Below are 11,844 nucleotides of genomic sequence, written 5' to 3'. Positions count from 1 at the left end.
GTTGCGCGTCCGAGCGTTATGCCGCAGCCTCTCGCCGCGCCGTCACGGTCAGCGTTGGCAGGCCGCTGCCCGTCGCCACCAGCGTCTCGCCGTCGCGGACGGGCCCGACGCCCTCCGGCGTGCCGGTGTAAATCAGGTCGCCGGGCTCCAGTGTGAACACCGTCGACACGTAGGCGACGATGCGGGCGACCGAGAACGCCATCAGCGCCGTTGAGCCCTGCTGGCGGACCTCGCCGTCAATGGCGAGTGTGATGTCGATCGCCTGCGGGTCCGGGATCTCGGCCGCGTCCACGAGCGGGCCGAGGGGCGCGAAGGTGTCGAAGCCCTTGGCGACGCTCCACGGCTTGCCGCCCTTCTTGGCCTCGGCCTGGAGGTCTCGGGCCGTCATGTCGAGCCCGAGCGCGTACGCCGCGACGTGCCCGAGCGCGTCGGCCTCCTCGATGTTCTTGCCCTCGGTGCCGATCACGGCCACCAGCTCGACCTCGTGGTGCACGTCCGCGGACTGCCCGGGCAGCACGATCTCCCCGCCACTGCCCACGAGCGCCGTCGCTGGCTTGAGGAAGACGACCGGCTGGTCGCCCTCGCGCCCGCCCATCTCGATCACGTGGGCGACGTAGTTGCGGCCGATGCACAGGACTTTGCCGGGCCGGACCTCGCGGCCGTCGGGGAGGGAGAGGATCATGGGTGGGAACGGGGAACGGGGAACGGGGAACGGGGAACGGGGAAGATGTCCCCTGTCGACCGCGTGCGCTACCCCTGAGTCTGCCCGTGCCTCGTTCCCCGTGCCCCATTCCGCGAGCGTAGCGAGCCTCAGGCGGCATACAGGAACGGTTTCCACGACTCCTCGCCGTTGCCGATCAGGTCGCGCATGTACATCACGTGGCTGGGCCGGTACGGCCGGGACCGCATGGTGAGCCCGGCCTCCTCGGGTGTCCGGCTGCCCTTGCGGTTGTTGCAGGGGGTGCAGGCGGCGACGAGGTTTTCCCAGGTGTCCTTTCCGCCCCGGGACTTCGGGCGCACGTGGTCGATGGTGAGCCGCTCGGTCGCCCCGCAGTAGACGCAGCGGTGGCCGTCGCGACGGATCACGTTGCGGCGCGTCAGGAGCACCTTCCGGTACGGCACGCGCACGTAGCGCGCCAGCCGGACGACCGTCGGCCAGGGGTAGGAGCGCTGGACCGTCCGCAGCGCGCGGTCTTGGCGCGCCGCCACCACCTCCGCCTTGTCGAGGAAGACGAGCCCGACCGCACGCTCGACGGTACACACCGAGAGCGCCTGGTAGTCGCGGTTCAGCACCAGCACGTGGCCCGCGAGCGTGGTCACGACGCGCTGGCGTCAGGCCGGGGAGCCGGGAGGGACGACGCTGCTGGGAAGGCGGTACGGCGGCTTGCGGCCGGCAGCGGCGCCGACCACGGCCCGATGATAGCAAAAAGCCCCCCGGACGCAAGCGCGACCGGAGGGCTCAAAGCCTTCTCTACCGTCGGCGCGGTGCGCCGAGGCGGACTAGTTGCAGTTCGAGGCCGCCGCGCGGCGCCAGTACTGCGTGCGGCCCAGGGCGCGGACGCCGAGGTAGCCCCGGAGGTACAGCCGATCCGCGTTGCCCTCCACGAGGTTCATCACGGCGTTGTACGTCCGGCCCGACTTCGGGTCGATGATCCGACCGTCTTCGTAGCTGTTGCCGTCACGGGTGAAGCCGCTCATGATGCGCTCGTTGCGGAGCACGCGGCCGTTGTAACGGTCGGCGCAGTCCTCGCAGCGGCCGCCGTTGTTGGTCAGCCGGACGATGTCGCCGACGAGCGTGCTGCCCTCGGCGGAGATCTTGACGTAGGACTTGACCGTGCCGTCCTCATCGTCGACGGTCGCCCAACAGCCAGTGACGGACTGTGCGAAGGCGGGGGCCGCGAAGAGGGCGAGGGCGAGCGCGGCAATCGCGCGGAGGGGGAGTCGGGTCATCGTGTGCGTGGGGGAGTGGGAGCCGGGGGGGTGTCCGTTCGATAGACAAGGGGCGTGCCAAGAGCGGCGGACCGGACCTGAACGGCGGGGGCAGCCCCGTCCGTGCCCGAGTGTACACCGTTCACCAGCCCTCGTTCAACTGTACCCGATCCCGACAGCGACCGCGAGCGCCGCCAGGCCGAGCACGAAGAGCCCGATCTGGAGCGGGACCATGAACCGCGCCCACGTTGGCCACGGCACCTTCGCCAGCGACAAGACCCCCATCAGGACCGGGCTCGTCGGGATAATCATGTTCGTGAACCCGTCGCCCATCTGGAACGCCAGCACGGCCGTCTGCCGCGTGACGCCGACCAGGTCCGCCAGCGGCGCCATCAGCGGCATCGTGAGCGCGGCCTGCCCGCTGCCCGACGGCACGACTACGTTGATCGCGGTTTGCACGGCGAACATCGCCCCGGCCGCGACGGTCGCCCCCGCCCCGCCCAGGCCCGACGACAGCGCGTACAGGATCGTGTCCACTATCTGGCCGTCTTCGAGCACGACCAGGATCCCCCGCGCCAGCCCAATGATGACGGCGGTCGGTGCGAGATCGCGGACGCCGACCATGAACGCCTTGGCCGTGTCGTTGCCCCCCAAGCCGCCCACGGCGCCGAGCAGCACCGCCAGCGCCACGAACAGCGCGGCGATCTCGGTGATGTACCAGCCCTGCGTCAGCACGCCGGTGACGAGCGCGGCGATGCCGAGCGCGAACGCGATGAGCACCCACCCGTGGCGCCGGGTGAACGAGACGTCGGCCAGCACGGGCACCTCGGCGTCCGAGGCCACCCTGCGGGCCCGCACGCGGCGCGCCCGGACGACGACGAACGTCGTGACGACGGCCGTGACGATCACCCACAGCACGACCCGGAAGCCGGCGCCGCTGAACAGGGGCACGCCCGCGATGCCCTGGGCGACGCCGACCGTGAACGGGTTCAGAAACGCGGCGGCGAACCCGGCGGCCGAGCCCAGAAACGGGATCGCGGCCCCGGTGAGGGCGTCGTACCCCAGCGCCAGCGACAGCGGCACGAAGATGAGCACGAACGGGATCGTCTCCTCGGCCATCCCGAAGACGGCGCCGCCCAGGGAGAACAGCGCCATGAAAAGTGGGATCAGCAACACATCGAGGAGGGGCGAGCCCTCGGCTTTGAGGACCACGCGGCGGAGCGCGGCGTCGACGGCGCCGGTCTTGGTGAGCACGGCGAATGCCCCGCCGACCAGCAGCACGAACGCGATGATCGGCGCGGCGTCCGGGTCGACGAAGCCCCGGATGGGGGCCTGAAACACGATGGCGACGCTGTGGATGAGCCGCGATCCCACACTCGCCTCTCCCCGGCCGATCCGCTCGTACGAGCCAGGGACGACGACCTCGCGCGTGCCCACGCCCTCGACTTCGATCTCGTCGCGGGCAAACTCGCCGGGCGGGACCAGCCACGTGAGCAGCGCGGCGAGCACCACGATGCCGAACAGGATGAGCGTGGTGTCAGGGGCGCGGAAGCGCGGGGCGGCGGTCGGGTCGGCGGGCGTCATGGCGGCGAGGCGGGGACGGCGAAGCTAGACGCGTCGGCGCGAGCGGCCGGATCGGCGTCGAATCGGGGAGATCCCGCACGCCTGATACGCCGCGACCCGTCGACGGCGTTGGGCGCCCATGCGATCTTCCGCCATGCGCCTGCTCCTCCTCCTCGTCCTCGGCTCCCTCGCCGCCCCCGTCGTCGCCCAGTCGGGCGCGCAGGCGGCGCGGCTGGAGGGCCGGTTCGTCCGGGCCCTGACGGCGCTCGCGATCGACGACGACTCGACGGCGCTCCGACTCCTCGACGAGATCTTGGCGCTGGCGCCCGCCGACGCGGCCGTGCTGGCGACGCGCGCCGAGGTCGCGCTCCGCATCGGGGCCCACGCCGACGCCGTCCACTTCTCGCGCCGCGCCACCGACGCGGCCCCCGACCGCGCCGACGGGTTCGTGCTGCTGGCGGCCGCGCTCGACGCCGCCGGGCAGGACGGCTCGCGCGACGCGCTGGCGCGAGCCCGCGGCCTGTCCCCCACCGACCCCGCCGTCCTCACCGCCGTCGCGGACTGGGCGGCGGCCTCGGGCGACGCGGCGCTCGAACGGGACGTGCTCCGCGACCTCGTCCGGACCGGCGACACCGTCGCGGCGCGGCTGCGGCTGTCGCGGCTGGCAGAGCGCGCGGGCGACGCCGCCGACGCGCTGGCGCACGCACGGGCCGCGGCTCGGCTGGCGCCGAGCGAGCCGGCGGTCCGCACCCGACTCGCGAGCCTGACCGCGCCGGCCGCCGCACCCGCCGCTGCCGCCCCGAGCGGCCTGGAGGCGCTCGTGGCCGCCGCCCGCGACAACCCGCGTGACCTCGACGCGCTCGTCCGCGCCCTGGATGCACTCGCCGACGCCCGCGACCCGCGCGCCGCGACGCTCGCCGACGACGCCCTCCTCCTCTACGCCAGCGTCCCCGCCGTGCTCGCGTCCGCCGCCGAGGCGTATGCCGCCGCCGGCCGCCGGCCCGACGCCCAGGCGACGGCCCGCCGGGGGCTCGCGGCGCTCGACGTGGTCGGCGACGCCCTCGACGACACCGCCGCGCTCCGGGCCCGCTTCGACGCCCTTCTCTCCCCGTGACCCCATTGCTTCGTCCTCTCGCCCTCGCCCTGCTGATCGCCGCCGCCGGCTGCGCGCCGACCGGACCCCTCGTCTCTGACCCACCCACAGGGACAGCGGCGGGCTACCCGGACCACACCGTCGCCCAGATCTTGGCGGCGGTCGAGGCCTCCGTCGCGCCCGTCCTCTCGGTCGCCGCCGACGGCGAGGTGCGGGCCGTCCAGCCCGACGGGTCCGACCAGTCGGCCTCGTACAGCTTGCGCGCCCGGCTGGCCGACAGCGCCTCGGTGACCGTGCGCGGCCCGCTCGGCATCATCGCCGCGCGGGGGCTACTCACGCCGGACTCGCTCTTTCTCGCGAACGTGATTCAGGACGAGCTGGTGATCGGCCCACTGAGCGCTGCGGACGCGGTCGTGCCGGGCGCCAGCCGTGACGGGCGCGTGGTCCGTGCCGCCCTTGGTCTGCTCGTCCCCGACGCTGATGTGGCGTGGACGCTGGCGGCGAGCGACGGGCTCTACACGCTCGCCGGTCGGCTTCCGGACGCCCCCGGCAACCGCTCGTACACGGTCGACCCATCGATCTGGCGCGTCGTTCGCGTGGTCGAGTTCGACGCCGACGGACGGCAGGTCGGGCTCCAGACAGCGAGCGACTTCGACGTGATCGACGGCGCGGTGCTGCCCCGGCGGGTCCACCTCGAAGGCGAGGGCACGACCGTCGATCTTGAGCACCGCCGGCTGGTGGTCAACCCCACGGACTTGCGCATCCGGTTCGTCCGGCCGGAGGGATACGACGTGATCGTCCTCCGCTGAGACCACGCGCCTTTACCTTCTGCGCCGGCCGCCGACACCCTCTCTTCATGCGTCGCATCGTTCTCCTCGCTGCTCTCGTTGCGCTACCGGCCCTCTCGCAGGACCGGGCAGCCACCGAGCGTCGACTGAACGGGCTGCAGAGCCAGATCGCGGCGACGGAGCAACAGGTCCGGCGGACCCGGGGTCAGGAGACCTCGGCGCTGCAGGCGCTGGAGAGCATGGACGCCGAGGTCCAGCTCCGCGAGCAGCTCGTCTTGGGCTACCGCACCCAGATCGGCACCATCGAAACGGAGACCGGGACGCTGAGGCGCTCCATCGAGCGGCTTGAGACGGAGATCGAAGAGGCCAAGCGCTCGTACCGTCGTCGCGCGCGGCACGCCTACGTCCACGGCCGGCGGAATGGGCTGGCGCTGATTTTGGCGTCCGGCTCGGTGAACCAGATGCTGGTGCGCGCCCGGTACCTCCAGCAGTTCGCCCAGCGGCGGCGCGGGCAGGTCGAGCAGGTGGCCCGGAAGTCGGCCGAGATGCAGGACCGCGAGCGCGAGGTGCGGGTCTCGCTCGAAGAAACGCAGCGGCTGCTCCAACAGAGCGAGGCCGAGCGTGGACGCATCGCCGCGCGCCGTGCCGAGCGGGCGGAGCTCGTCACGGACCTCCAGAGCCAGCGCGGCCGGCTGGAGCGCGAGCTCGACCAGCGGCGCACCGACGCGCAGCAGCTAGCGGGTGTCGTCCAAGACCTGGTGGCTCAGGAGCGCCGTCGCGCCGAGGCCGAGCGCCAGCGCCAGGCCGCCGCCGATGCGGAGGCCGCCCGGGTCGCCGCCGCGCGTGCCGAGGCCGACCGCCAGGCCCGCATCCAGCGCGAGGCCGACCAGGCCGCCGAGCGCGCTCGGATCGCGAGAGAGCGGCGCACGGCGCCGGAGCCCCGCCAGACGCCGCAGCCGCCCCCGACGCCCGAGGCCACCCCGACGCCACCCGCGGCGACCCCGTCTCCGCCGATCGCGGAGGCCCGCCCGACCCCTGAGCCCGAGACACGACCGGCCCCGACGCCGCCCGCTCCGCGACCCACACCCACGCCACGGGCGACACCGACGCCCTCTCCGGCAACGGATCGCTCCGTCAACCTCACGGGCTCGTTCCGCTCCAACCGGGGTCGCCTCCCTCAGCCCGTTGACGGCACCGTCACCGGGCCGTTCGGCACGCGGCGCGACGGGGTCACCGGCACGACCACCAGTTCGCCGGGCATCGACTACTCGACGGCGCCAGGTGCGCCCGTCCGCTCCGTGTTCGAGGGAGTCGTCCAGCGCGTCGGCACGATTCCGACGTACGGGACCTACATCATGGTGACGCACGGCGAGTTTGTGACGCTCTATGGCAACCTGTCGAACGTGGCCGTCAGTCAGGGCGCGACGGTCCGTGCGGGGCAGGTCCTCGGGCGGTCTGGGACCCCCGCGCAGCGGCGCGGCGCCAAACTGTTTTTCGCGCTGTACGACGGCGGGCAGGCGGTCAACCCCTCGGGCTGGCTTCGGTAAACCGGCGACTCCGCCCCGCGCGGGCCTGCTTGCGGGCGACGGCGTCTACGCGTCCGGCGACTCGCTCCCCTCGTCTGCCGGGTCGAGGTCGAGCGCGGCGGAGTTAATGCAATAACGGAGTCCGCCTGCCTCGCGTGGCCCGTCGTCGAACAGGTGCCCGAGGTGGCCGTTGCAGGCCGCGCACACGGCCTCGATCCGCACCATCCCGTGGCTCCGGTCGTCGCGCAGCAAGACCGCCCCGCCGATGGCGTCGGTAAAGCTTGGCCACCCGCTGCGGCTGTCGAACTTGTCGGCGCTCTCGAACAGGGCGGCGCCGCAGCCGACGCAGCGGTAGAGCCCGGCGCGCTTTTCGTCGTGGTAGGCGCCGGTGAACGCGCGCTCCGTCGCGCCCTCTCGCAAGACGCGGTACTGCTCGGGCGTCAGCCGCTGGCGCCAGTCGCTGGCCTCGCGGTCGGTCGGAAGGTCGGTCACGATCAATCGGCGGATGGGTGGGAAGACGACACGTCAAACGGCGGTCGGATGATCTGAGTCTGGCTGGCAGAGCCCGGAGCGCGTCCGCGCGCGCTCAGGAAGACCCGAACCGCACGCTCCGCCCTCACCCCCCAAACAGGAGGAAGGCAACGGCCGCGAGGACGAGCACGAGAACGACGAGCCCCCACATGGCGACCGGGCGAGTCCGATTGTCGTCCGCCGTCTCTGCTACGCTGGAGGGCGGGCGGTCCGATGCGCGCGCCTCGGTGGCGACCGGCTCAGCGACGGGCTCCGAGACCGGCGTGGGGATGGGGTCCACGACGGGCTCGGCGACGGGAGTCACCACCGGTTCCACCTCAGGCTCCACGGCGGTCTCGGCAACGAGCTCGGTGACAGGCTCTACGACGAGGTCGGGGTCGGAGACGGCGGCCGGATCGGAGACGGACGAGGTCCCGGAGGTCTTGGCCTCGCGCTGGGCCCGCTCGGCCTGATCTTGCGCGGCCTGCGCACGGCGCTCGCGCTCCTCCCGGTCCGCGTCGTTCTCGGCCAGCGAGTACCGGAGCAGCGCCGCCACCCCGCCCACCTCGGTGAGCGCGTCGAACGGGTCCGCAAAGTCGACGTCGGCGCCGGTCCGGGTGGCCTGTTCGGTGAACACCTCCACCAAGTCGACGCGGAAGACGTCGGACGAGCCACAGACGCCGCACGTGTCGGGCGTGCCGTGCGCGACGGCCTCGCAGGCGCGGCACTTGGTGCCGTCGAGGTCGGCGTCGCGCGCGACGAGGAGGGCGTCGGCGCGGGCTGCCTGGAGCGCCGCCAGCACCGAGGTCGCCCCGAACGCCGCCAGGCCGGGCCCCATGCCCTGCTCCTGGATGGCCGCCCACAGGTCTTGCTCGGCCTGCCGCTCCCCCTGCTCGGCGAGCTCGGCCGCCGTCGCGAGCGCCTGTGCGTCGCTCGCGTTGCCGTCGACGGAGCGCGAGCCGACGAGCTTGTCCCGGAGGTCTTGCCGGAGCGCGGCCGTCAGCGCGCGTGCGGGCTCGCTCGACCCGACGATCACCAAGCGGGCGAAGCGCCGCTCGGCGTCGAGCGTGGCGAGGTCGGCCGCCAGCTGCGTCGCGTACGTCTCGATCTGCTTGTCGCGGCGGCGCGCGTAGCGCTTCTGGCTCCAGCCGCCCTTTTTGACCCGGTTCTTGACGTCGCCGCGGACCCGGCCCTCCTCGTCCACCTCGTCGGCCGAGACGAGGTAGATCTTCGCCTTCTCGTTGTCGAGGACCACGGCCGCGTACGTCTCGTTCTCGTCGAGCAGCTCGGCCGCCGGGCGGAGGTAGGGCGCGTCGCCCATCCAGACCGTCGTGCCGACCGCCTCGGGCAGCGCATAGGCCTTGCAGAGGTCGCCCGCCCACGACGTGAACACCGCGAGCGAGCCCTCGCCGACGGCGTGCTCCTCGATGAGCGGCCGAGCCAGCGCCAAGCTCTCCTCGAAGTGCTCGGCCTCGGCGGGCTGGTCCGCCAGCAGCGCGCGGACGCGCGCGAACCGGGACTCCAGGACGCCCGCGTCGTCGGCCGCGTCGAGGTAGACGGTCAGGAAGGCGCGCTCCGGCCCGGCGAGGTCGGCGAGCAGGCGGAGGGTGGCGGCGTCGAGCATGAGTCCGGGAGAGGGGCCCCCCTCAACGCGGCCTCGGCACGGCGGCTCCCGCCGACGCGGTAGGGAGTTGCCCCGTCTTTACACCCCAACGCAGTGGACGCGCCGCCCACCCGCGAGCGCGTACAAAAAAGGGCGGCGGCCTCCGAAGAGACCGCCGCCCAAGCCTTTCAGTGATGGAGAGGTCTAGACCTCGTCGTCGGCGTCGGACTCGCCCGTCGCGTCAGCGGCCTCGTCGAGGTCGCCGTCCACCTCGAGCGCCGCCTTGCCGAGCTCGGCGTCGGCCTCGGGGCCGTCGTCCTCGGACCCGTAGGCCTCGTCGACGATCTCGCCGGCCGGGACCTCGAGGACCTCGGGGACATCGACGTCGTCCGTCGAGTCGACCGTCGGGCCTTCCACGTCGAGGGGCGTCGTGACGTCCTCCGGCGTGTCGTCGGCGGGCTTGTTGGCCTCGGCCGCCGCCATCTGCTGGCGCAGGGCCGCCAAGCCGGACAGCTCACCGAGCGTGGCCGGGCCGGACGACGTCGAGCCGTAGGACTCGACCTCCTTGCGCTCCTGGCGCTCCTGAGCCCGCTGCTCGCGGTACTCGGCGTCGCGCTCGGCGCGCTCCTCGGACCGCGCCTTGGCCGTCTCCGACATCACCAGCTCGCGGTCCTCGCGGTCCATCCGGATGACCTGGAGCTCCAGCTCGTCGCCGATCTGGTAGGCGTCGGCCGGGCGGCCGCCGCGCTGCAGGTGCGACGCGGGCACGAAGGCCTCGACGTCCATCGGCAGGTCCACGACGACGCCGCCGTCGTTGATCTCGGCGACCACGCCCGAGGCCTCAGAGCCCTCGGTGTACACCTCCGCAACCTTGGCCCACGGGTCGGTCGAGACCTGCTTGTGGCCCAGGCTGATGCGGCGCTGCGCGATGTCGATGTCGATGACGATCACGTCGAGCTCCATGCCCTTCTTGACCACCTCCGACGGGTGCTTCACGCGCCGCGTCCAGCTGAGGTCGGACACGTGCACGAGCCCGTCGATCCCCTGCTCGATCTCGACGAAGGCGCCGAACGTCGTGATGTTGCGGACCTTGCCGCGCGTGATAGTGCCGACGGGGAAGCGGGCGAGCAGACCCTCCCACGGGTCGGGCTCGAGCTGCTTCATCCCGAGGCTGATCTTCTTGGTGTCCTCGTCGACCTTGAGCACCTTGACCTGAACGGTCTGGCCGAGCTGCACCTTCTGGGTGGGGTGCTTGACGTGCTCCGTCCACGACATCTCCGAGATGTGGACCAGCCCTTCGATGCCGGGCTCGATCTCGACGAACGCGCCGTAGTCGGTGATCGAGACCACCCGGCCTTCGATCTGCATGCCTTCCACGATGCGCTCCGCGAGGTTCTCCCACGGGTGCTCCTGGAGCTGCTTGTAGCCGAGGGAGATGCGCTGGCGCTCCTTGTCGTAGTCCAAGACGACGACGTTGAGCTTCATGTCGAGCTCCAGGACCTCGCTCGGGTGGCCCACACGGCCCCACGAGATGTCCGTGATGTGGAGCAGGCCGTCCACGCCACCGAGGTCGACGAAGGCGCCGAAGTTGACGATGTTCTTGACCTGGCCCTCCAAGACCTGGCCGACTTCGAGGGAGTCGAGGATGTGCTTGCGCTGCTCCTGGAGGTCCTTCTCGATGAGCGCCTTGTGCGAGATGACGACGTTGCCGTTCTGGGGGTTCGTCTTGACCACCTTGAACTCCATCGTCTTGCCGATGTAGACGTCGAAGTCGCGCACGGGGCGGACATCGACCTGCGAACCCGGGAGGAAGGCCTCCGAGCCGAGCAGGTTGACGATCATGCCGCCCTTGATCCGCTTGACGATCTCGCCCTCAATGACGGCGCCGGATTCCAGCGCGCCCTCGAAGATGTTCCAGCGGAGCTTGTGGTTGGCCTTGTCGTAGCTCAGCGTGAGCTGGCCGCGGCGGTCTTCCAGGCGCTCGACGTAGACGTCGATCTTGTCGCCCATCTCGGGGACGTCGGCGAACTCGTTCTTGGCGACGACGCCGTCGGACTTGAACCCGATGTCGACGACGATCTCCTTGTCGGTCATCCCGACGACCGTGCCGGTGACGATCTGGTCGGCCTCGACGGCCGAGAGCGAGCCCGAGTAGAGCTCGGTCATCTCGTCGGACGAGACGCCCGTGTCGGAGACCTGCGAGGAGGCGCCAATGCCGGACACGCCGGCGTTCGCGGAGTCGACCTCGTTGAGCTCGTCGATCGAGATCGTGCGGCCGAGGGACTTGCCGGTGTAGCCGAGCTGCACGGCCGAGTCGGCGCCATCGCCGCTCTTGCCCGCGACCGCATCGGCGACGGTGCCGGTGACGGCGGCCGCGGCGTCGCCGGCGGCGTGGGCCACGGTCGAGGCCACCTTCTTGGCGGTCTCGGTGACGGCCTCCGCGGCGCCGGAGACGGCGTGGGTGATCGTGTCGAGGACGCCCTCCTTGGGCTCCTCGGGGGTGGCCTCCGTGTCGCCGGCCGACGCGTCGGGAGCGACGACCGGGTCGTCGGGGTTGGGGCCCGAGTCCTCTTCGCCGGTGCTGTCGCCGTCCGGCGCGACGATCGGGTCGTCGGGGTTGGGACCCGAGTCCTCCTCGCCGGTGCCGCCGCCTTCAGCGGTCGGGTCCTTGGGGGTCTCGGAGGTCGGCTCGGGGGCCGTGGGCGTCGTGGCGCCGTCGCCGGTGCCGGTCGTGGCCTCGGGGGCCGGGGTCGAGTCGACGTCGGTCGGCTCGGGGGTCTGGGAGTTGTCAGCCATAGGGCGTGCTCGGTCGCTCACCGCCCGGAACGGGCT

Annotated in this window: 10 protein-coding genes; 3 read left to right on the top strand and 7 right to left on the bottom strand. The window is 72.1% G+C overall.

Going from position 1 to position 11,844, the window contains the following annotated elements; all coding sequences use genetic code 11:
- Positions 1–16 precede the first annotated feature (16 nt).
- The 4 genes from ACLII4_RS09595 to ACLII4_RS09580 all read right to left on the bottom strand — a co-directional run bounded on the left by ACLII4_RS09595 (position 17) and on the right by ACLII4_RS09580 (position 3,513).
- Positions 17–682 (bottom strand): fumarylacetoacetate hydrolase family protein, encoded by a 666-nt coding sequence (locus ACLII4_RS09595; RefSeq protein ID WP_412067171.1) that lies wholly within the window; start codon positions 680–682, stop codon positions 17–19.
- A 128-nt stretch (positions 683–810) separates the two neighbouring features.
- Positions 811–1,320 (bottom strand): HNH endonuclease, encoded by a 510-nt coding sequence (locus ACLII4_RS09590; protein ID WP_412067170.1) that lies wholly within the window; start codon positions 1,318–1,320, stop codon positions 811–813.
- Between the two features lie 180 nt (positions 1,321–1,500).
- Positions 1,501–1,950, bottom strand: a complete 450-nt coding sequence (locus ACLII4_RS09585) for a DUF2147 domain-containing protein (RefSeq protein WP_412067169.1) — start codon at positions 1,948–1,950, stop codon at positions 1,501–1,503.
- A 135-nt stretch (positions 1,951–2,085) separates the two neighbouring features.
- The gene (locus ACLII4_RS09580; RefSeq protein ID WP_412067168.1) at positions 2,086–3,513 is read right to left on the bottom strand and encodes a YfcC family protein; all 1,428 of its coding nucleotides are present in this window, start codon (positions 3,511–3,513) and stop codon (positions 2,086–2,088) included.
- A 133-nt stretch (positions 3,514–3,646) separates the two neighbouring features.
- Between ACLII4_RS09580 and ACLII4_RS09575 the strand changes: the two genes are divergently transcribed.
- From ACLII4_RS09575 to ACLII4_RS09565, 3 genes are read left to right on the top strand one after another with little or no spacing between them, the layout of a single operon-like run.
- A complete protein-coding gene (locus ACLII4_RS09575) occupies positions 3,647–4,606 on the top strand; it encodes a tetratricopeptide repeat protein (protein ID WP_412067167.1) in 960 nt (319 codons plus the stop codon).
- 5 nt (positions 4,607–4,611) lie between these two features.
- Entirely contained in the window at positions 4,612–5,394 is a 783-nt protein-coding gene (locus ACLII4_RS09570) for a DUF4292 domain-containing protein (protein WP_412067166.1), read from the top strand.
- A 47-nt stretch (positions 5,395–5,441) separates the two neighbouring features.
- Entirely contained in the window at positions 5,442–6,920 is a 1,479-nt protein-coding gene (locus ACLII4_RS09565) for a murein hydrolase activator EnvC family protein (RefSeq protein ID WP_412067165.1), read from the top strand.
- A 45-nt stretch (positions 6,921–6,965) separates the two neighbouring features.
- On the opposite strand, the gene msrB is transcribed toward ACLII4_RS09565, so the two are convergent.
- From msrB to rpsA, 3 genes are all read right to left on the bottom strand, one after another.
- A complete protein-coding gene (gene msrB, locus ACLII4_RS09560; RefSeq protein ID WP_412067164.1) occupies positions 6,966–7,391 on the bottom strand; it encodes a peptide-methionine (R)-S-oxide reductase MsrB in 426 nt (141 codons plus the stop codon).
- Between the two features lie 124 nt (positions 7,392–7,515).
- Entirely contained in the window at positions 7,516–9,033 is a 1,518-nt protein-coding gene (locus ACLII4_RS09555) for a Vms1/Ankzf1 family peptidyl-tRNA hydrolase (RefSeq protein WP_412067163.1), read from the bottom strand.
- A gap of 183 nt (positions 9,034–9,216) precedes the next feature.
- A complete protein-coding gene (rpsA, locus tag ACLII4_RS09550) occupies positions 9,217–11,808 on the bottom strand; it encodes a 30S ribosomal protein S1 (protein WP_412067162.1) in 2,592 nt (863 codons plus the stop codon).
- Positions 11,809–11,844: the final 36 nt, after the last annotated feature.

It is taken from the genome of Rubrivirga aquatilis (assembly GCF_046845665.1).
In the GTDB taxonomy this organism is placed as follows: Bacteria; Bacteroidota; Rhodothermia; order Rhodothermales; family Rubricoccaceae; genus Rubrivirga.
Note: the sequence above shows the minus strand (reverse complement) of the source record. Positions and strands in the feature narration are given on the sequence as shown.